Genomic DNA, 19,021 nt, shown 5'->3' on the forward strand with positions numbered 1-19,021 from the left:
ATCTCCTACGTGTCGTATATAAGCGTCAGCGCTGAGCTGCGGCGATCGATTCCCGCGCGGCGGCGGCGACGTTCTCGGCAGTGAAGCCGAACTCACGGAAAAGGACCTTGCCGTCGGCCGAAGCACCGAAGTGCTCCAGGGAAACGATGCGGCCGGCGTCCCCGACGTACTTGTGCCACGTCAGGCCGATCCCGGCCTCCACCGCGACACGAGCCTTGACGGACGGCGGCAGAACGCTGTCCCGGTACCCCTGGTCCTGCTGCTCGAACCACTCCACCGACGGCATGGACACCACGCGGGTGGGCACGCCGGCGCCCTGGAGCTGCTCGCGCGCCTCGACGGCGACATGCACCTCCGAGCCGGTGGCGATGAGGATGACCTCGGGCTCGCCGCCGTCGGCCTCGAACAGGACGTAACCGCCCTTGGCGGCATCGTCGTTGGGCTCGTAGGTCGGCACACCCTGACGCGTCAGCGCCAGACCGTGCGGCTGGCCCTTGCCGAACTCCTTCGTCCAGCGCCCCAGGATCTCGCGCCAGGCGATGGCGGTCTCGTTGGCGTCGGCGGGCCGGACGATGTTCAGGCCCGGGATGGCGCGCAGCGAGGCCAGGTGCTCGACGGGCTGGTGGGTCGGGCCGTCCTCGCCCAGGCCGATGGAGTCGTGCGTCCACACGTACGTCACCGGCAGGTGCATCAGCGCCGACAGCCGCACCGCGTTGCGCATGTAGTCGGAGAAGACCAGGAACGTGCCGCCGTAGATACGGGTGTTGCCGTGCAGCGCGATGCCGTTCATCTCGGCGGCCATCGCGTGCTCGCGGATACCGAAGTGGATCGTGCGGCCGTACGGGTCCGCCTCCGGCAGCGGGTTGTCCGCAGGGAGGAAGGAGCTGGTCTTGTCGATCGTGGTGTTGTTGGAGCCGGCCAGGTCGGCCGAGCCACCCCACAGCTCGGGAACGACCGCGCCGAGGGCCTGGAGGATCTTGCCGGAGGCGGCACGTGTGGCCACACCCTTGCCGACCTCGAAGACCGGGATCTTCTCCTCCCAGCCGGTGGGCAGCTCACCCTTGGCGATCCGGTCGTACTCGGCGGCGCGCTCGGGGTTGTTGTCCCGCCACTGCTGGTACGCCTTCTCCCACACCGCGCGGGCCGCCTGGCCCCGCTCCAGCGCCTTGCGGGTGTGCGCGATGACCTCATCGGCGACCTCGAAGCTCTGCTCCGGGTCGAAGCCCAGCACCCGCTTGGTCGCGGCGACCTCGTCCTCGCCCAGCGCCGAGCCGTGCGCGGCCTCGGTGTTCTGCGCGTTCGGGGCCGGCCAGGCGATGATCGAGCGCATCGCGATGAACGACGGCTTGTCCGTGACCGCCTTGGCCTTCTGGATCGCCTCGAAGATCGCGGCCGGGTCCAGGTCGCCGTTCTCCTGCGGCTCCACCCGCTGCACATGCCAGCCGTAGGCCTCGTAGCGCAGAGCGGTGTCCTCGGAGACGGCCGTCTCCGTGTCGCCCTCGATCGAGATGTGGTTGTCGTCCCACAGCAGGATCAGATTGCCCAGCTTCTGGTGACCCGCCAGCGAGGACGCCTCGGCGGAGATGCCCTCCTGGAGGCAGCCGTCACCGGCGACGCAGTAGACGAAGTGATCGAAGGGCGACTCGCCCTCGGGGGCCTCCGGGTCGAACAGACCACGCTCGTAGCGGGCGGCCATCGCCATGCCCACCGCGTTGGCGACACCCTGCCCGAGCGGGCCGGTCGTCGTCTCCACACCGGTCGTGTGCCCGTACTCGGGGTGACCCGGCGTCTTCGAACCCCACGTGCGGAAAGACTTCAGATCGTCCAGCTCCAGACCGAAACCGGCCAGGTACAGCTGGGTGTAGAGGGTCAGGGACGAGTGGCCGGCGGACAGCACGAAGCGGTCCCGCCCCACCCAGTCGGCGTCCGCCGGGTCGTGCCGCATCACCTTCTGGAAGAGGGTGTAGGCGGCAGGCGCGAGACTCATCGCCGTACCCGGATGGCCGTTACCGACCTTCTGTACGGCATCGGCGGCCAGGACACGCGCGGTGTCGACGGCCCGCTGGTCCAACTCGGTCCACTCGAGGTCTGTTGTGGTCGGCTTGGTGCTCACCCTGGGTCAGGGCTCCTCTCCACATGTCGGATGCCGGTGTATCGGGGCGTCCACCGGCCGCAGCCGAGCCTACCCCCGTGGGACGTGCGTTCTTTCGAGTCGCTCCAGAGTGCCGGGACTCGTTTGGATCCGCCTCCTGACTGGGCCGTATCCCATTCGGCATGTGAATACGGAGCCGCTCATCCGGGTGCTCAATCGAGCTCCCACGCGCCCTTCGGAAGCCGCCCCCCAACACGACCCGACCCCCGCGAATGTCCGACTCTGGGCAACGTCTAAAGTGGCGTGGTACGCGCGAGCCTTTACCGGTACTTCACACGGGTGAGGCTTGCTGGGATGTCTCTGTAGGGGTGTGCGTGACGGCCGTTGAATCCCGTCCAGCGGGGATGATCGGGACGGACCAGAGCCCGGCCCACCGGCCGTTCGGGGCCCGTGTCAAGGGGTTCGTGGCTCTCACCAAGCCGCGGATCATCGAGCTGCTGCTGATCACCACCGTCCCGGTGATGTTCCTGGCGCAGCAGGGTGTGCCCGACCTGACGCTGGTGCTGCTGACCTGCGTCGGCGGTTACATGTCCGCGGGCGGCGCCAACGCGCTCAACATGTACATCGACCGCGACATCGACGCCCTGATGGACCGCACCTCGCAGCGGCCGCTGGTCACCGGCATGGTCAGCCCGCGCGAGTGCCTCGCCTTCGGCGTCACCCTGGCCGTCGCCTCGACGCTGCTGTTCGGCCTCACCGTGAACTGGCTGAGCGCCTGGCTCTCCCTCGGCGCTCTCCTCTTCTATGTCGTCGTCTACACGATGATCCTCAAGCGCCGCACCTCGCAGAACATCGTGTGGGGCGGCATCGCCGGATGCCTGCCCGTGCTGATCGGCTGGTCCTCGGTCACGAACTCCATGTCGTGGGCGCCGATCATCCTGTTCCTCGTCATGTTCTTCTGGACGCCGCCGCACTACTGGCCGCTCTCCATGAAGGTGAAGGAGGACTACGCGCGCGTGGGTGTGCCGATGCTGCCGGTGGTCGCCTCCAACAAGGTGGTCGCCAAGCAGATCGTGATCTACAGCTGGGTCATGGTCGCCGTCTCGCTCCTGCTGACCCCGCTCGGCTACACCGGCTGGTTCTACACGGCGGTCGCCGTGCTGGCGGGCGGCTTCTGGCTCTGGGAGGCGCACGGCCTGCAGAACCGCGCGAAGGCGGAGGTGACGGGCGCGAAGCTGAAGGAGATGCGCCTGTTCCACTGGTCGATCACGTACGTCTCGCTGCTGTTCGTGGCGGTCGCGGTCGACCCCTTCCTGCGCTGACGCACGTCACAGGGCCCTGCTCTCGCCAGTCGATCTACTCGTGAGTAGCATCCCCACCATGGCAGACACGCAGCAGGTTGACCCGAAGGCCGAGCGCAAGGTGGCCCGGCTCGCCAAGCAGATCAGCGCCTTCTCCAAGGCCCACGGCGGCGCCGAGGGACAGGTCGCCCACCTCGGCGAACGCGGTGCCCGCATCGTCCTGGTCGGCGAGGACGGCAACTGGGGCGACCTGGTCGCCCCGTCCTACGAGATCGCCGAGAAGGCCGTGGAGAAGTCCGGCATCACGGCCCACGAGTCCTTCGACGGCGAGTTCGCGGCCAAGGTGAAGACGGGCCCCTACGAGTGGTCGCGCATGGCGGGGATCCAGGTGGGCGGCCCCAAGAACGACTGACCCGAAGGGGCGCGGGGAACTGCGCGAGCAACGACACACTGCCCGCACCCGCCGAACAAACCACCGCCTCCCACGACGGCCCGCGACCTGAACCCCGGTTCACCCGTTAGGACCCTTAGGAACAACAGGGTCCACCCCGGGGAGCCCGGATGATCGAAACGCCGTCCCTAGTGGACCAGTACTGCCACGGAGTGCTGCGCACAGAGCTGGGCCTCGGAACCTTCGAGGCCCACCTCTCCCGCACGGAGGGCCCGCCCGCCCCCGGCACCACCCTCTTCGACACCCAGACCGGCTTCGCCGTGAGGCGCTGGTGCCCACCCCTGCTCGGCCTCGAACCGCACTGCGCGCCCGCCCCCTACCTGGCCCGCCGCCGCGAACTGGGCGTCGTGGAGTCCGCCCGCCGGCTCCTGCGCGGCAGCGGCATCACGACGTACCTGGTCGACACGGGCCTGCCCGGTGATCTGACCGAACCCGGCGAACTGGCCTCCGCCGGAGCCGCCGAGGCCCGCGAGATCGTGCGGCTGGAGCTGCTCGCCGAGCAGGTCGCCGACACCTCCGGGACCGTCGAGTCCTTCCTCGCCAACCTCGCCGAGTCCGTGCACGCCGCCGCCGCGAACGCCGTCGCCTTCACCTCGGTCGCGGGTGTACGGCACGGCCTCGCCCTCGCGCCGGAGCCGCCCGGGCCGGGGGAGGTACGGGGGGCCGTCGGCCGCTGGCTCGCGGGGCGCGGTGTCGGCGGGGAGCTGAGCGACCCCGTGCTGCTGCGGCACCTGCTGTGGAGCGCCGTCGCCTCGGGGCTGCCGCTCCAGCTGCACGCGGGGCTCGGTGCGCCGGGCCTGCGGATCGACCGTACGGATCCGGTGCTGCTGACGGACTTCGTACGGGCCACGGCCGGCCTCGGCACGGACCTGGTCCTGCTGCACAGCTACCCGTACCACCGGAACGCCGCCCACCTGGCCGGTGTCTTCCCGCACGTCCACGTCGACTCCGGCGCGGCCCTGGTCCGCACCGGCGCCCGCGCCGCGACCGTCCTCGCGGAGATCCTGGAGCTGGCCCCTTTCGGCAAGATCCTCTTCTCCACCGGCGCCCAGGGGCTGCCCGAGCTGCACGTGGTGGGCGCCCGGCTGTTCCGCGAGGCGCTCGGCCGGGTGCTCGGCACCTGGGTCGCCGAGGGCGCGTGGTCCCTGGCCGACGCGCAGCGGGTGGCGGGCATGCTGGCGTCGGCGAACGCGCGCAGGGTCTACGGGCTTGACTAGGCCTTGGTCAGGGTGGCCTCGGTCGAGGGGCCGGGCACGTCGGCCACGGTCTCCGGCCTTTCGCGCAACGACAGCACCACCCGCAGCACCCAGATCCACATCACGGCCGAGCCGAACATGTGCAGGCCGACCAGGACCTCGGGCAGGTCCGTGAAGTACTGGACGTAGCCGATGACGCCCTGCGCGAGCAGGATCAGGAACAGTTCGCGGGTGCGGTTCAGCGGGCCGCGCGGCGCGTCGACCGCCTTGAGGACGAACCACAGGGCGAACGTCAGTGTCACCACGATCCACGCCAGCACGGCGTGCAGCTTGCTCACCGTCTCCCAGTCGACCGGCATCCGCTCGACCTCGCTGGAGTCGCCGGCGTGCGGGCCCGCGCCGGTGACCACCGTGCCGACCAGGATGAGCAGGACGGCGGCCGCGGTCAGGAACCACACCAGCTGCTGCACGGCCGTGCCGACCAGCGGGCGCGGTGCCGTGTCGCCCTCACGGGCGCGCTGCCACATCACCGTGGCCACCGCGATGAGCGCGGACGTCGCCACGAAGTGGGCCGCGACCGTGTACGGGTTGAGACCGACCAGCACCACGATGCCGCCGAGCACCGCGTTGCTCATCACGATCCAGAACTGCGTCCAGCCAAGCCGGGTCAGGCTGCGCCGGTACGGCTTCTGCGAGCGCGCCGCGATGATCGCCCAGCCGACGGCGGCGCACAGCACGTACGTCAGCATGCGGTTGCCGAACTCGATGGCGCCGTGGAAGCCCATCGCGCTGGTGGCGGTGAGCGAGTCGTCGGTGCACTTGGGCCAGGTCGGGCAGCCGAGGCCCGAGCCGGTCAGCCGTACGGCTCCGCCGGTGACCACGATGAGCACCGACATCACGATTGCGGAGAGGGCCGCGCGCTGGACCGTCCGGGGTTCCGGGGTCCAGCGCTCGGCGATGAAGGCGAGCGGGTTGCGCAGGGCCGCCCTGGCGTCGGCGCGGGTCACTTTTGGCACGCGACCCATCGTAGGGCGCCGCTTGTGCACGCTTTCACGAGGGTCCGTCATGGCCTACTCCCAGCGGAAGAACCGTCCGGCCGCCGCCAGCCCCACGACCGCCCAGACGCCCAGGATCCCCAGGTCGGCCCAGGGCATCCCCGCCCCGTGCTGGAGCACGTCCCGCAGGCCGTCGGACAGGGCCGAGATGGGCAGCAGGCCGAGCACGTCCTGCGCGGCGGAGGGGAACTTGTCGAGCGGCACGATGACCCCGCCGCCGACGAGCAGCAGCAGGAACACCAGGTTGGCGGCGGCCAGCGTCGCCTCGGCCTTCAGCGTCCCGGCCATCAGCAGGCCGAGGCCCGAGAAGGCCGCCGTACCGAGGAGCAGGAGAAGCAGGACGGCGAACGGGTTGCCCTGCGGCGACCAGCCGAGCGCCAAGGCGATCACCGTCAGCAGGACCACCTGGAGCACCTCGGTGACCAGCACGGACAGCGTCTTCGCCGTCATCAGGCCCCAGCGCGGCAGAGGCGAGGAGGCGAGCCGCTTCAGGACGCCGTAGCGGCGCTCGAAGCCGGTCGCGATCGCCTGCCCCGTGAACGCCGTCGACATCACCGCGAGCGCGAGGATGCCGGGGGCGAGGAAGTCGACGGCCTCGCCGGCACCCGTGTCGACGATGTCCACGGTGCTGAAGAGCGCCAGGAGCAGGGTCGGGATGACGACGGTCAGCAGCAGCTGCTCGCCGTTGCGCAGCAGCATCTTCGTCTCGAGCACGGCCTGGGCCGCGATCATGCGGGGGAGGGGCGCCGCGCCGGGCTTCGGCGTGTACATCCCGGTGCCGGTGGCGGTCACGAGCGCAGCTCCTTGCCGGTGAGCTCCAAGAACACGTCTTCGAGGGTGTGCCGCTCCACCGAGATCTTCTCCGGCATCACGCCGTGCTGGGCGCACCAGGAGGTGACCGTCGCGAGCAGCTGGGGGTCGACCTTGCCGACGACCCGGTACGAACCCGGCGTCAGCTCGGCGGCCGAGCAGTCGGCGGGCAGGGCCTTCAGCAGCGAGCCGACGTCCAGGCCGGGTCGGCCCGAGAAGCGGAGGGTGTTCTCGGCGCCGCCGCGGCACAGCTCCTCCGGGGAGCCCTGGGCGATGACCCGGCCCGCGTCGATGATCGCCACGTCGTCGGCGAGCTGCTCGGCCTCGTCCATGTAGTGCGTCGTGAGGATCACGGATACGCCGTCGGCGCGCAGGTCCCGGACCAGGTCCCAGGTGGCGCGGCGGGCCTGCGGGTCGAGCCCGGCGGTCGGCTCGTCCAGGAACACCAGCTCGGGGCGCCCGACGACGGCCATCGCGAGGGCGAGCCGCTGCTGCTGCCCGCCCGACAGCCGACGGTAGGTCGTACGGCCGCAGGAGCCGAGCCCCAGGCGTTCGACGAGCGCGTCCACGTCCAGGGGGTGGGCGTGCAGCCTGGCCACGTGGCGGAGCATCTCGTCGGCCCTGGAGCCCGAGTAGACGCCGCCGGACTGGAGCATCACGCCGATGCGGGGCCGCAGGTCCCGGGACTGTCTCACCGGGTCGAGGCCCAGGACGCGCACCGTGCCGGAGTCCGGCTTCCGGTACCCCTCGCAGGTCTCGACCGTGGTCGTCTTGCCTGCCCCGTTGGGGCCGAGTACGGCGGTCACACCCGGCCGGGCCACCAGGTCGAGCCCGTCCACCGCGGTCTTCGTGCCGTACCGCTTCACCAGGGCCTGGACCTGGACCACGGGCTCACTTCGCATGGGTCCAGAGTCTAGGTTCGTGGGCGGGGGCTCAGGCCTGGGGGTCCCCCCGCTGGAGCGGAGCCGAGAGCGGGGGAGGGTGCGGGAACTCCTCCTCACGGGGCCGGTGGACCGCCAGCCAGCGCTCGGCGTAGGCCACCGCGTCCGCCACCGGGAACAGCCGCGCCTCGGCCGCCCCCACCTTTCCGCGCACGACGGGACAGTCCCGCTCGAAGTCGTAGCCCAGCTCGTCGAACCGGTCCGAGCTGATCGACACCTCGGTCACGGTCTCCCAGCCGTCGGGGCCCGGCCGGCCCACGGCGACGCGCGGGGACGGTATCCGGTACTCGGCGAGGTGGAAGCTGGTGCAGGAGGCGTAGCCGGCGCCGAGCAGCAGGACCCGGGCGCCCATGGCCTCCAGCTTCGCGAGCGGGCTGCGCTCGCCGAGCCGGCAGTCGGGTACGTGGCCCTCGATCACCTCCGCCGCGCGCGGGCCGACCGCCGCGAACGAGGTCTGCGGATGGGCGCTGCGCAGCGCTCCGGGCCAGGTGCGCACGGTTTCGGGGACGACGCCGACACCGCGCGTGGGGGTGATCCGGGGGTCGTAGGCGGGCATCGTGGCGCGGATGTCCGCCCACCATTCCGGGGGCACGGGCGGGTTGCCCCACACAGCGGGGTCGGAGAGGTCGCCGGTCTGCGTCGGAACCACCAGCGTGCCCTCCGGGCCGAGCGCGTCGAGCAGTCCCTGTACGACCGCGACGGCGCCGCCGTTGACCCAGCCGAGGGAGCTGAGCGAGGAGTGCACGAGGAGGGTCTCGCCGGGCCGCACGCCCAGCTCGCGCAACTCGGCACGCAGTGCGTCCCGGGTGACAAGAGGGCCGGTCGGAGGGGGTGTGGACATGGTTCGGGAGTGTCCCCCAAGCGGCTTCGGCATGCCACCGGTTTGATCGATCGGAGATCATTTCCGCAGGTCAGATTAGGTTTACCTAAGTGATGCAGCGCACCTTCCGGGTGGCCGGACGCGGCTTGCCCGGCCCCGATGAATTACGCAACAATGGCGTTGTGAAAAACGTCGGCGAGGCTCGGGAGACCCCCACGGGGCCCCCTCAGGAGGAGCTCGCGGCTGGGTTGCGCTCGGACCGGTCCACCCGCAACCGAGTCGCGCGGTCCATCCTGGACCACGGCCCGTCGACCGTCGCCGAGCTCGCCGAGCGGCTGGGGCTCACCCAGGCGGCCGTACGTCGGCACCTCGACGCCCTCGCGGGCGACGGTGTCGTGGAGGCACGCGAGCAGCGCGTCTACGGCGCACGCACCCGCGGCCGTCCGGCCAAGGTGTTCGCCCTGACCGACTGTGGCCGGGACGCCTTCGACCAGTCGTACGACAAGCTCGCGGCGGACGCGCTGCGCTGGATCGCCGACCGCGAGGGCGGGAACGAGGCGATCGCCGCCTTCGCTCGCGCCAGGATCGCCGCGCAGGCGGGCGCGTACCGCGACGCGGTCGAGGCCGCCGCGCCCGAGCAGCGGACGGAAGCGCTGGCCAAGGCGCTGAGCGCGGACGGGTACGCTGCTACGGCGCGCAGTGCGCCCCACCCCCAGAAGGGTGAGCAGCTCTGCCAGCACCACTGCCCGGTCGCCCACGTCGCCGAGCAGTTCCCGCAACTGTGCGAGGCGGAGACGGAATTTTTCGCCGAGCTGCTCGGTACGCACGTACAGCGGCTCGCCACCATCGCGCACGGCGACGGCGTCTGCACGACGTTCATCCCCAAGATTTCCCACAACGCATCTGCAAGCACGGCCGGGAGGAACCCCGCATGACTCTCCCCACGGAGACTGCCCACCCTGAGCTCGAGGGCCTGGGCAAGTACGAATACGGCTGGGCCGACTCCGACACGGCCGGCGCCTCTGCCAAGCGCGGCATCAACGAGGACGTCGTCCGCGACATCTCCGCCAAGAAGAACGAGCCGGAGTGGATGACCAAGCTCCGCCTCAAGGGCCTGCGCCTGTTCGAGAAGAAGCCCATGCCGAACTGGGGCTCGGACCTGTCGGGGATCGACTTCGACAACATCAAGTACTTCGTGCGCTCCACGGAGAAGCAGGCGGCCTCCTGGGAGGACCTGCCCGAGGACATCAAGAACACGTACGACAAGCTGGGCATCCCCGAGGCCGAGAAGAACCGCCTCGTCGCCGGTGTCGCCGCGCAGTACGAGTCGGAGGTCGTCTACCACCAGATCCGTGAGGACCTGGAGGAGCAGGGCGTCATCTTCCTCGACACCGACACGGCCCTGAAGGAGCACCCGGAGCTCTTCAAGGAGTACTTCGGGACCGTCATCCCCGTCGGCGACAACAAGTTCGCGTCGCTGAACTCCGCCGTGTGGTCGGGCGGCTCCTTCATCTACGTGCCGCCGGGCGTCCACGTGGAGATCCCGCTCCAGGCCTACTTCCGCATCAACACGGAGAACATGGGCCAGTTCGAGCGGACCCTGATCATCGTCGACGAGGGTGCCTACGTGCACTACGTCGAGGGCTGCACCGCCCCGATCTACAAGTCGGACTCGCTGCACTCCGCGGTCGTCGAGATCATCGTCAAGAAGAACGCCCGCTGCCGCTACACGACCATCCAGAACTGGTCGAACAACGTCTACAACCTGGTCACCAAGCGCGCCGTGGCCTACGAGGGCGCGACCATGGAGTGGGTCGACGGCAACATCGGCTCCAAGGTGACGATGAAGTACCCGGCCGTCTACCTGATGGGTGAGCACGCCAAGGGCGAGACGCTGTCCATCGCCTTCGCCGGCGAGGGCCAGCACCAGGACGCGGGCGCCAAGATGGTCCACATGGCGCCGAACACGTCGTCCAACATCGTGTCGAAGTCCGTCGCGCGCGGTGGCGGCCGCACGTCCTACCGCGGCCTGATCGAGATCGGCGAGGGCGCCGCGGGCTCCAAGTCGAACGTGCTCTGTGACGCGCTGCTGGTCGACACGATCTCCCGCTCGGACACCTACCCCTACGTGGACGTCCGCGAGGACGACGTGTCCATGGGCCACGAGGCCACTGTCTCCAAGGTCTCCGAGGACCAGCTCTTCTACCTGATGAGCCGCGGCCTGAGCGAGTTCGAGGCGATGGCGATGATCGTGCGCGGCTTCGTCGAGCCCATCGCCAAGGAGCTCCCCATGGAGTACGCGCTGGAGCTCAACCGGCTGATCGAGCTGCAGATGGAAGGCGCGGTGGGCTGACCCAGCCACCTGCCGTCCCCATCAAGCCCCTTACGCAACGGAAAGCGAGCACTACGACAGCCATGGCTGAGGCTCAGAACATCCCGGTGGGTTCGACCACCACCGGCTCGATCGCGGTGGCGGCCGAGTCGACCGTCGCCACCCGCATGAGCGCGCCCCCCTCCTTCGACGTGGCGGACTTCCCCGTTCCGCACGGCCGTGAGGAGGAGTGGCGGTTCACCCCGCTGGAGCGCCTGCGCGGCCTGCACGACGGCACCGCCGTCGCCACCGGCAACGGCGTGAAGGTCGACGTCCAGGCCCCCGAGGGCGTCACCGTCGCGACCGTCGGCCGTGACGACGCGCGGCTCGGCAAGGCGGGCACCCCGGTGGACCGCGTCGCCGCCCAGGCCTACTCCGCCTTCGAGAAGGCCTCGGTCGTGACCGTGCCGAAGGAGACCGTCCTCACCGAGCCGATCCGCATCGCGGTGCACGGCGAGGGCGGCACCGCCTTCGGCCACCAGGTGATCGAGCTGGGCGCCTTCGCCGAGGCCGTCGTGGTCATCGACCACACCGGTGACGCGGTGCTCGCCGCCAACGTCGACTACCTCCTGGGCGACGGCGCCAAGCTGACCGTCGTCTGCGTCCAGGACTGGGACGACAAGGCCGTCCACGTCGCCCAGCACAACACGCTCGTCGGCCGCGACGCCTCCTTCAAGTCGGTCGTCGTCACCTTCGGCGGCGACCTCGTCCGGCTGCACCCGCGCGTGCGGTACGCCGGCCCCGGCGGCGAGGCCGAGCTGTTCGGCCTGTACTTCACCGACCGCGGCCAGCACCAGGAGCACCGCCTCCTGGTCGACCACAACGTCCCGCACTGCAAGTCGAACGCCGTCTACAAGGGCGCGCTCCAGGGCGACGACGCGCACGCGGTGTGGATCGGCGACGTGCTCATCGAGGCCGCGGCCGAGGGCACGGACACGTACGAGATGAACCGCAACCTGGTCCTCACGGACGGCGCGCGCGTGGACTCCGTACCGAACCTCGAGATCGAGACCGGCGAGATCGTCGGCGCCGGCCACGCCTCGGCCACCGGCCGCTTCGACGACGAACAGCTCTTCTACCTCATGGCCCGCGGCATCCCGGAGCACGAGGCCCGCCGCCTGGTGGTCCGCGGCTTCTTCGCCGAGCTGGTCCAGCAGATCGGCCTCCCGGACATCGAGGAGCGCCTGATCGCCAAGATCGAGGAGGAGCTGGAGGCGGCGGTCGGATGACCTTCGTACGCGCCTGTGGACTCGGCGAGCTGGAGGAGGACACCCCGAAGCGGGTGGAACTCGACGGCACGCCCGTGTCCATCGTGCAGACCGAAGGGGAGGTGTTCGCGATCCACGACATCTGCTCGCACGCGAACGTCTCCCTGTCGGAGGGCGAGGTCGACGACTGCCACATCGAGTGCTGGCTGCACGGCTCGCGCTTCGACCTCCGCTCCGGTAAGCCCGACGCCCTTCCCGCGACGCGCCCCGTCCCCGTATACCCCGTAAAGATCGAAGGGGACGACGTGCTCGTCTCCCTCACCCAGGAGTCCTGAGGCACCCATGGCAACGCTTGAAATCCGAGACCTGCACGTCACCGTCGAGGTCGAGAACGGCACGAAGGAAATCCTCAAGGGTGTCGACCTCACCGTGAAGCAGGGCGAGACGCACGCCATCATGGGCCCCAACGGCTCGGGCAAGTCGACCCTCGCCTACTCCCTCGCGGGACACCCGAAGTACACGATCACCGGCGGCACCGTCACCCTCGACGGCGAGGACGTCCTGGAGATGTCCGTCGACGAGCGCGCCCGCGCCGGCCTGTTCCTCGCCATGCAGTACCCGGTCGAGGTCCCGGGTGTCTCCGTGTCGAACTTCCTGCGCACCTCCGCGACCGCCGTCCGCGGCGAGGCCCCCAAGCTGCGCACCTGGGTGAAGGAGGTCAAGGAGGCCATGGAGCGCCTCAACATCGACCCGTCCTTCGCCGAGCGCAACGTCAACGAGGGCTTCTCCGGCGGTGAGAAGAAGCGCCACGAGATCCTCCAGCTGGAGCTGCTCAAGCCGAAGATCGCGGTCCTCGACGAGACCGACTCCGGCCTGGACGTCGACGCGCTGCGCGTCGTGTCGGAGGGCGTGAACCGCGTCCGCGACACGGGCGAGGTCGGCACCCTGCTGATCACGCACTACACGCGCATCCTCCGCTACATCAAGCCCGACCACGTGCACGTCTTCTCCGGCGGCCGGATCGTCGAGTCCGGCGGCGCCGAGCTCGCCGACAAGCTGGAGGAAGAGGGCTACGAGGCATACACGAAGGGTGGCGCATCCGCGTGACACAGCTGCCGGGCCTCCTCGACACAGAGGCGATCCGCAAGGACTTCCCCATCCTGGACCGCCAGGTCCACGACGGTAAGAAGCTCGTGTACCTGGACAACGCGGCGACGAGCCAGAAGCCGCGCCAGGTGCTGGACGCCCTCAACGAGTACTACGAGCGCTACAACGCCAACGTCCATCGTGGCGTGCACGTCCTCGCCGAGGAGGCCACGGCGCTGTACGAGGGCGCGCGTGACAAGGTCGCGGAGTTCATCAACGCGCCGTCGCGCGACGAGGTGATCTTCACCAAGAACGCCTCGGAGTCCCTCAACCTCGTGGCGAACATGCTGGGCTGGGCCGACGAGCCCTACCGCGTGGACTCCGACACCGAGATCGTCATCACGGAGATGGAGCACCACTCCAACATCGTGCCGTGGCAGCTGCTCGCGCAGCGCACGGGCGCGAAGCTGAAGTGGTTCGGCCTGACCGACGACGGCCGCCTGGACCTGTCCAACATCGACGAGGTCATCAACGAGAAGACGAAGATCGTCTCCTTCGTGCTGGTCTCCAACATCCTGGGCACCCAGAACCCGGTGGAGGCGATCGTGCGCCGCGCCCAGGAGGTCGGCGCGCTCGTCTGCATCGACGCCTCTCAGGCCGCGCCGCACATGCCGCTGGACGTGCAGGCCCTCCAGGCCGACTTCGTGGCCTTCACCGGCCACAAGATGTGCGGCCCGACGGGTATCGGCGTCCTGTGGGGCCGCCAGGAGCTCCTTGAGGACCTGCCTCCGTTCCTCGGCGGCGGGGAGATGATCGAGACGGTCTCGATGCACTCCTCGACCTACGCCCCGGCGCCCCACAAGTTCGAGGCGGGCACCCCGCCGGTCGCCCAGGCGGTCGGTCTCGGCGCGGCGATCGACTACCTCAACTCGATCGGCATGGACAAGATCCTCGCCCATGAGCACGCGCTGACCGAGTACGCCGTGAAGCGGCTGCTGGAGGTCCCGGACCTGCGCATCATCGGCCCGACGACGGCCGAGGAGCGCGGAGCGGCGATCTCCTTCACCCTCGGGGACATCCACCCGCACGACGTGGGCCAGGTCCTCGACGAACAGGGCATCGCGGTCCGGGTCGGCCACCATTGCGCGCGGCCCGTCTGCCTGCGGTACGGAATTCCTGCGACCACGCGAGCGTCGTTCTATCTGTACTCCACGCCGGCCGAGATCGACGCGCTGGTCGACGGCCTGGAGCACGTACGGAACTTCTTCGGCTGAAGGGCGTGCTGAACGGTGAAACTGGACTCCATGTACCAGGAAGTCATCCTGGACCACTACAAGAACCCGCACGGACGGGGCTTGCGGGATGGCGACGCCGAGGTGCACCACGTCAACCCGACGTGCGGTGACGAGATCACACTGCGCGTGAAGTACGACGGAACGAAGATCGAGGACGTCTCGTACGAGGGCCAGGGCTGCTCGATCAGCCAGGCCTCGGCCTCCGTACTGAACGAACTCCTCGTCGGCAAGGACTTCTCCGACGCGCGGAAGATCCAGGAGACCTTCCTGGAGCTGATGCAGTCCAAGGGGAAGCTCGAACCCGACGACGCGATGGAGGAGATCCTGGAGGACGCGGTCGCGTTCGCCGGGGTCTCCAAGTACCCGGCCCGGGTCAAGTGCGCCCTGCTGAGCTGGATGGCCTGGAAGGACGCGACGGCCCAGGTGCTGGGCGGCGCCGACGCCGAGAAGGAGACGACGGCATGAGCGAGACCGTGGAGATGAAGCCGGCCTCGGAGGAAGAACTCCGTGAGGCCCTGATGGACGTCGTCGACCCCGAGCTGGGCATCGACGTCGTCAACCTCGGCCTGATCTACGGCATTCACGTCGACGAGTCGAACATCGCGACCGTCGACATGACCCTGACCTCCGCGGCCTGTCCGCTGACGGACGTCATCGAGGACCAGGCCAAGTCCGCCACGGACGGCCTCGTCAACGAGCTGCGCATCAACTGGGTCTGGATGCCGCCGTGGGGCCCCGACAAGATCACGGACGATGGGCGGGAGCAGCTTCGGGCGCTCGGGTTCAACGTCTGAGATCCACTGACTGACGAAGGGGCGGCACCCTCCCGGGGTGCCGCCCCTTCGCATGTTCAGTCCAGCCCGGCCACCAGCCGGAAAGCCGAGTCCGCGCGGTACAGACCGTCGTGCTGGTACGGCTCGAGGCGGAGTTGGAAGTTGCGGTGGCGGAGGAAGCGGCCCGGGTAGTTCGCCGACTCCAGCATGATCGCGCCGGAGTGGGTGGAGGGGCGGGGGCAGAAGGTGGCGTCCTTGTGGAAGAGGGACGAGCCGTCGTTGCGTTCCACGCGCAGGACGAAGCTGCGGTGGCGGAGGTAGGTGCCGTCGGCCGTGGTGAAGGAGTAGCAGGAGGAGTCGGCCAGGCCCGCCACCCGTTCGAAGGTGGCGTTGCGGCGGGCCGAAGCCGAGCCGACCCGGGCGAGCGTGACGTAGCCGCCGCCGGCCTGCCAGTAGTGGTCGGGGTAGTTGACGGAGCGTATGGAGGTCCCGCTCTTGGAGGCCGGGGGCTTCGGGGGCGGTGAAGTCCCGTGGGACGCCGGGGGTTTCGGCGACTTCGTGTGCGGCTCCGGAGTGGCCTCGGGGCGGGGCGGCGCGCTCGTGGTGGGGGTGGGGGACGGGCGCTTGCGGTCCGCGTCGGGCGCTTTCCCGGTCTTGGAGGGAGTTGCGAAGGAGATCAGGCCGCCCGGCGCCGAGCTGCTGAGGGCCGTCGGCTGCGCCGCCGAAGCGGTGCGCTCGCCGGACTGGTTGTCCATCACGGCGATCGCCGTCACGCACGCGGTGACCGTGGCCACGGCGAGGACGCCTGCCAGCCAGAGCCGTCGCGTTCCCGGTGCCCGGGTGGTGTCCGGGGCCCAGCCGCTCTCCCACGGGCGGTCCAGTGGGGGCCGGGACTTGTCTTCTGGCATGCGCTGTTTCCTCCGGCGGGCACCCTTGACGGCGGTGCAGTTGTGGTTGCCCGGTGTGTGATCGGTGACACCGTAGTGGACCAGTGGGACCCCTGGGAGGCGTTTGTTGAAAGCGGTATCTCTCCTGTCGTTGTGTACGGGCGTACAGGTGTTGTGTACGCTCGTACATATGGGTTATCTGCTGCTGGCCGCGGCCATCGCCGCCGAGGTGGGCGCGACCACCGCCATGAAGTACAGCGACGGTTTCAGCCGGCTCGCGCCCTCGCTGCTCACGTTCCTCGGCTACCTCGTCTCCTTCGCGCTGCTCGCGCAGACGCTGAAGACCGTCTCCGTGGGAACGGCCTACGCGATCTGGGCCGGCGTCGGCACCGCGGCCATCGCCACGATCGGGATCGTCTTCCTGGGGGAGGGGATGAGCGTCGCCAAGGCCGCCGGGATCGCGCTGATCATCATCGGGGTGGTAGTGCTGAACCTGGGAGGTGCCCACTGATGCCCCGCCGCTACGACCCCGAGCGGCGCCAGCGGATCATCGACGCGGCGATCCGGGTCGTCGGGGCGAAGGGCATCGCCGGGCTGAGCCACCGCACCGCCGCCGCGGAGGCCGATGTGCCGCTCGGCTCGACGACGTACCACTTCAAGACCCTCGACGAACTGCTGGTCGCCGCACTGCGGCAGGCCAACGAGGGCTTCGCCAAGGTCGTCGCCCGGCGCGGCGGCCTGGAGGATCCCCGGTCCGATCTGGCCGCTGAGCTCGCCGCGTGGGTGGGGGATTGGCTCGCGGGTGACCGCACGGGTGTCGAGCTGGAGTACGAGCTGTACCTCGCCGCCCTGCGCCGGCCCGCCTTGCGGCCCGTCGCCGCCGAGTGGGCCGAGGAGGTCGCCGAGCTGCTGTCCCGGCGTACGGATCCGGTGACCGCGCGGGCACTGGTGGCGGTCGTCGACGGCATCTGTCTTCAAGTGCTGCTGACCGGGGTGCCGTACGACGAGGCGTATGCCCGGGAAGTGCTGGGGCGGGTTGCTGCGGGGGCGGGGGAGTGATGCCGGTGGCGGGGCCGCCGGGGCGCGTCGCCGACCAGCAGTGAGACGTACCGCCCGGCACGTGAGACGCCCCCGCACCGGTTCGCATCGACCGCCGTCCGCCGGTTAGGTTGCCCTCATGACCGACACGACTGCTCCTCGCCCCACCGGCGCCGTGGCCGCCGGCCTCGCCACGATCGCCGCCGACGGCACCGTCCTCGACACCTGGTTCCCTGCCCCTGAACTGGCCAACGAGCCCGGCCCGTCCGGCACCGAGCGGCTCTCCGCCGAGCAGGCCGCCGAGCTGCTCGGCGGCGGTGCGACCGCGGCGATCGGCCCGGACGCCCGCCGGGGCGTCGAGGTGGTCGCGGTCCGCACGGTCATCGCCTCGCTCGACGAGAAGCCGATCGACGCGCACGACGCCTACCTGCGTCTGCACCTGCTCTCCCACCGCCTGGTCAAGCCGCACGGCCAGAGCCTGGACGGCATCTTCGGTTTCCTCGCCAACGTCGCCTGGACCTCGCTCGGCCCGGTCGCCGTCGACGACCTCGAGAAGGTGCGGCTGAACGCCCGCGCCGAGGGCCTGCACCTCCAGGTGACCTCCGTCGACAAGTTCCCTCGGATGACGGACTACGTGGCCCCCAAGGGCGTCCGGATCGCAGACGCCGACCGGGTCCGCCTCGGTGCGCACCTCGCCGAGGGCACCACCGTCATGCACGAGGGCTTCGTCAACTTCAACGCCGGCACGCTCGGCACGTCGATGGTCGAGGGCCGTATCTCCGCGGGCGTCGTCATCGGCGACGGCTCGGACATCGGCGGCGGCGCCTCGACCATGGGCACGCTGTCCGGCGGCGGCAACGTCATCATCTCCATCGGCGAGCGCTGCCTGATCGGCGCCGAGGCGGGCGTCGGCATCGCCCTCGGCGACGAGTGCGTCGTCGAGGCCGGCCTCTACGTCACCGCCGGCACCCGCGTCACCATGCCCGACGGCCAGATCGTCAAGGCTCGCGAGCTGTCCGGCGCCTCCAACATCCTCTTCCGCCGCAACTCGGTGACCGGCACCGTCGAGGCCCGGCCGAACAACGCGGTGTGGGGCGGGCTGAACGAGATCCTGCACAGCCACAACTGATCATCGGCGGCCGTGACCTGCGGCCGCGTATGGGAGCAACGCTCTGACCTGCTGCCGAGCTGTCGGCAGCTGTCGATGTTGGTCACCATTGAGCGCCCTTCCACGGCCCGAGGACGGCCCGGGAGGGCGCTCGTGTGTGAGCGTGGCTCTCGACGTCTATGAGCCATCACGCCAGACGATGAAGGCTGCGCTTCGCGGCGGCAGTGGCTCACCTCGGAGTCGAGCTGCGAGGAGGTCAATGCCGTCCTGGGAGTGCCCACCATCCTTGCCGCCTTTGTCAGTTCGTCGTGCTCAGAACTGTCGGCGTCTCCCCCCTTCATGCCTGCAGCCGCCGAGCGCTCCTGATGCGCTCGTGCGTTCACCCGTCCCGGGATCTGCGGCGGTGGTCCGCGTGGACTCCGGTCAGCGTGCTCAGCGCGACGAGCGTTGCTTCGCCGCCATCGCCCCTCCCACGACCGGCCTCCGGTTCGCGTGCCGAACCTGGTCGTCGACTTCCTTGACCTCAAGCAAAGTCGAGCTTCTAGCCTGCCGAGGAAATGATCAACAGCTGAGGGCAGGAGTGGACGGC

The 19,021-nt window shown here is 69.8% G+C and carries 20 protein-coding genes; 14 read left to right on the forward strand and 6 right to left on the reverse strand.

Annotated features, from left to right (window positions below; all coding sequences use genetic code 11):
- Positions 1-25: 25 nt before the first annotated feature.
- The gene (tkt, locus tag ACZ6TU_RS10385; RefSeq protein WP_467673870.1) at positions 26-2,113 is read right to left on the reverse strand and encodes a transketolase; all 2,088 of its coding nucleotides are present in this window, start codon (positions 2,111-2,113) and stop codon (positions 26-28) included.
- A gap of 383 nt (positions 2,114-2,496) precedes the next feature.
- On the opposite strand from tkt, the gene ACZ6TU_RS10390 reads away from it, so the two are divergent.
- From ACZ6TU_RS10390 to ACZ6TU_RS10400, 3 genes are all read left to right on the forward strand, one after another.
- Positions 2,497-3,414, forward strand: a complete 918-nt coding sequence (locus tag ACZ6TU_RS10390; RefSeq protein WP_467673869.1) for a heme o synthase — start codon at positions 2,497-2,499, stop codon at positions 3,412-3,414.
- A gap of 58 nt (positions 3,415-3,472) precedes the next feature.
- Positions 3,473-3,805: a hypothetical protein gene (locus tag ACZ6TU_RS10395; RefSeq protein ID WP_467673867.1), complete on the forward strand. Its 333-nt coding sequence runs from the start codon at positions 3,473-3,475 to the stop codon at positions 3,803-3,805.
- 149 nt (positions 3,806-3,954) lie between these two features.
- A complete protein-coding gene (locus ACZ6TU_RS10400; protein WP_467673865.1) occupies positions 3,955-5,061 on the forward strand; it encodes an amidohydrolase family protein in 1,107 nt (368 codons plus the stop codon).
- Here the strand turns inward: ACZ6TU_RS10400 and ACZ6TU_RS10405 are convergent.
- Genes ACZ6TU_RS10405 through ACZ6TU_RS10420 form a run of 4 tightly spaced genes read right to left on the reverse strand, consistent with a single transcriptional unit; the run spans position 5,058 to position 8,687 of the window.
- On the reverse strand, positions 5,058-6,107 hold the full coding sequence (locus ACZ6TU_RS10405; RefSeq protein WP_467673863.1) for a COX15/CtaA family protein: 1,050 nt from the start codon (positions 6,105-6,107) through the stop codon (positions 5,058-5,060). The genes ACZ6TU_RS10400 and ACZ6TU_RS10405 overlap by 4 nt on opposite strands.
- Before the next feature lie 3 nt (positions 6,108-6,110).
- A complete protein-coding gene (locus tag ACZ6TU_RS10410; protein WP_467674414.1) occupies positions 6,111-6,866 on the reverse strand; it encodes an ABC transporter permease in 756 nt (251 codons plus the stop codon).
- A gap of 17 nt (positions 6,867-6,883) precedes the next feature.
- Complete coding sequence (locus ACZ6TU_RS10415) at positions 6,884-7,807, reverse strand: ABC transporter ATP-binding protein (RefSeq protein WP_467673861.1); 924 nt, start codon at positions 7,805-7,807, stop codon at positions 6,884-6,886.
- Between the two features lie 31 nt (positions 7,808-7,838).
- Complete coding sequence (locus ACZ6TU_RS10420; RefSeq protein ID WP_467673859.1) at positions 7,839-8,687, reverse strand: AAC(3) family N-acetyltransferase; 849 nt, start codon at positions 8,685-8,687, stop codon at positions 7,839-7,841.
- A 161-nt stretch (positions 8,688-8,848) separates the two neighbouring features.
- Here ACZ6TU_RS10420 and ACZ6TU_RS10425 point away from each other — a divergent pair, with 161 nt between their 5' ends.
- From ACZ6TU_RS10425 to ACZ6TU_RS10460, 8 genes are all read left to right on the forward strand, one after another.
- Positions 8,849-9,601 (forward strand): helix-turn-helix transcriptional regulator, encoded by a 753-nt coding sequence (locus tag ACZ6TU_RS10425; protein ID WP_467673857.1) that lies wholly within the window; start codon positions 8,849-8,851, stop codon positions 9,599-9,601.
- On the forward strand, positions 9,598-11,019 hold the full coding sequence (sufB, locus tag ACZ6TU_RS10430; protein ID WP_020273984.1) for a Fe-S cluster assembly protein SufB: 1,422 nt from the start codon (positions 9,598-9,600) through the stop codon (positions 11,017-11,019). Before ACZ6TU_RS10425 ends, sufB begins: the two co-directional genes overlap by 4 nt.
- Positions 11,020-11,081: 62 nt before the next feature.
- Positions 11,082-12,266, forward strand: a complete 1,185-nt coding sequence (gene sufD / locus ACZ6TU_RS10435) for a Fe-S cluster assembly protein SufD (RefSeq protein WP_467673855.1) — start codon at positions 11,082-11,084, stop codon at positions 12,264-12,266.
- On the forward strand, positions 12,263-12,580 hold the full coding sequence (locus ACZ6TU_RS10440) for a non-heme iron oxygenase ferredoxin subunit (protein WP_020273986.1): 318 nt from the start codon (positions 12,263-12,265) through the stop codon (positions 12,578-12,580). Before sufD ends, ACZ6TU_RS10440 begins: the two co-directional genes overlap by 4 nt.
- A gap of 7 nt (positions 12,581-12,587) precedes the next feature.
- A complete protein-coding gene (gene sufC, locus ACZ6TU_RS10445; RefSeq protein ID WP_467673853.1) occupies positions 12,588-13,352 on the forward strand; it encodes a Fe-S cluster assembly ATPase SufC in 765 nt (254 codons plus the stop codon).
- Entirely contained in the window at positions 13,349-14,605 is a 1,257-nt protein-coding gene (locus tag ACZ6TU_RS10450; protein ID WP_467673851.1) for a cysteine desulfurase, read from the forward strand. The genes sufC and ACZ6TU_RS10450 overlap by 4 nt, the downstream gene beginning before the upstream one ends.
- A 15-nt stretch (positions 14,606-14,620) precedes the next feature.
- The gene (gene sufU / locus ACZ6TU_RS10455) at positions 14,621-15,091 is read left to right on the forward strand and encodes a Fe-S cluster assembly sulfur transfer protein SufU (RefSeq protein WP_059419772.1); all 471 of its coding nucleotides are present in this window, start codon (positions 14,621-14,623) and stop codon (positions 15,089-15,091) included.
- A complete protein-coding gene (locus ACZ6TU_RS10460; protein ID WP_010039749.1) occupies positions 15,088-15,420 on the forward strand; it encodes a metal-sulfur cluster assembly factor in 333 nt (110 codons plus the stop codon). Before sufU ends, ACZ6TU_RS10460 begins: the two co-directional genes overlap by 4 nt.
- Positions 15,421-15,476: 56 nt before the next feature.
- Here ACZ6TU_RS10460 and ACZ6TU_RS10465 read toward each other — a convergent pair whose 3' ends face one another.
- Positions 15,477-16,307, reverse strand: coding sequence for an AbfB domain-containing protein (locus ACZ6TU_RS10465; RefSeq protein ID WP_467673848.1), 831 nt, complete (start codon positions 16,305-16,307; stop codon positions 15,477-15,479).
- 169 nt (positions 16,308-16,476) lie between these two features.
- Between ACZ6TU_RS10465 and ACZ6TU_RS10470 the strand changes: the two genes are divergently transcribed.
- From ACZ6TU_RS10470 to dapD, 3 genes are all read left to right on the forward strand, one after another.
- Complete coding sequence (locus tag ACZ6TU_RS10470) at positions 16,477-16,797, forward strand: DMT family transporter (RefSeq protein WP_467673846.1); 321 nt, start codon at positions 16,477-16,479, stop codon at positions 16,795-16,797.
- A complete protein-coding gene (locus ACZ6TU_RS10475) occupies positions 16,797-17,345 on the forward strand; it encodes a TetR/AcrR family transcriptional regulator (protein ID WP_467673844.1) in 549 nt (182 codons plus the stop codon). Before ACZ6TU_RS10470 ends, ACZ6TU_RS10475 begins: the two co-directional genes overlap by 1 nt.
- 118 nt (positions 17,346-17,463) lie before the next feature.
- Positions 17,464-18,453: a 2,3,4,5-tetrahydropyridine-2,6-dicarboxylate N-succinyltransferase gene (dapD, locus tag ACZ6TU_RS10480; RefSeq protein ID WP_467673843.1), complete on the forward strand. Its 990-nt coding sequence runs from the start codon at positions 17,464-17,466 to the stop codon at positions 18,451-18,453.
- The last annotated feature ends 568 nt before the right edge of the window (positions 18,454-19,021 follow it).

The organism is Streptomyces sp. NPDC052064, from assembly GCF_055585925.1.

Excerpts from the sequence above, each read along its gene's own strand:
- ACZ6TU_RS10390 (WP_467673869.1), top strand. The coding sequence starts at position 2,497 with ATGATCGGGACGGACCAGAGCCCGGCCCACCGGCCGTTCGGGGCCCGT.
- ACZ6TU_RS10395 (WP_467673867.1), top strand. The coding sequence starts at position 3,473 with ATGGCAGACACGCAGCAGGTTGACCCGAAGGCCGAGCGCAAGGTGGCC.
- ACZ6TU_RS10400 (WP_467673865.1), top strand. The coding sequence starts at position 3,955 with ATGATCGAAACGCCGTCCCTAGTGGACCAGTACTGCCACGGAGTGCTG.
- ACZ6TU_RS10405 (WP_467673863.1), bottom strand. The coding sequence starts at position 6,107 with ATGACGGACCCTCGTGAAAGCGTGCACAAGCGGCGCCCTACGATGGGT.
- ACZ6TU_RS10410 (WP_467674414.1), bottom strand. The coding sequence starts at position 6,866 with ATGTACACGCCGAAGCCCGGCGCGGCGCCCCTCCCCCGCATGATCGCG.
- ACZ6TU_RS10415 (WP_467673861.1), bottom strand. The coding sequence starts at position 7,807 with ATGCGAAGTGAGCCCGTGGTCCAGGTCCAGGCCCTGGTGAAGCGGTAC.
- ACZ6TU_RS10420 (WP_467673859.1), bottom strand. The coding sequence starts at position 8,687 with ATGTCCACACCCCCTCCGACCGGCCCTCTTGTCACCCGGGACGCACTG.
- sufB (WP_020273984.1), top strand. The coding sequence starts at position 9,598 with ATGACTCTCCCCACGGAGACTGCCCACCCTGAGCTCGAGGGCCTGGGC.
- sufD (WP_467673855.1), top strand. The coding sequence starts at position 11,082 with ATGGCTGAGGCTCAGAACATCCCGGTGGGTTCGACCACCACCGGCTCG.
- ACZ6TU_RS10440 (WP_020273986.1), top strand. The coding sequence starts at position 12,263 with ATGACCTTCGTACGCGCCTGTGGACTCGGCGAGCTGGAGGAGGACACC.
- sufC (WP_467673853.1), top strand. The coding sequence starts at position 12,588 with ATGGCAACGCTTGAAATCCGAGACCTGCACGTCACCGTCGAGGTCGAG.
- ACZ6TU_RS10460 (WP_010039749.1), top strand. The coding sequence starts at position 15,088 with ATGAGCGAGACCGTGGAGATGAAGCCGGCCTCGGAGGAAGAACTCCGT.
- ACZ6TU_RS10465 (WP_467673848.1), bottom strand. The coding sequence starts at position 16,307 with ATGCCAGAAGACAAGTCCCGGCCCCCACTGGACCGCCCGTGGGAGAGC.
- ACZ6TU_RS10470 (WP_467673846.1), top strand. The coding sequence starts at position 16,477 with ATGGGTTATCTGCTGCTGGCCGCGGCCATCGCCGCCGAGGTGGGCGCG.
- ACZ6TU_RS10475 (WP_467673844.1), top strand. The coding sequence starts at position 16,797 with ATGCCCCGCCGCTACGACCCCGAGCGGCGCCAGCGGATCATCGACGCG.
- dapD (WP_467673843.1), top strand. The coding sequence starts at position 17,464 with ATGACCGACACGACTGCTCCTCGCCCCACCGGCGCCGTGGCCGCCGGC.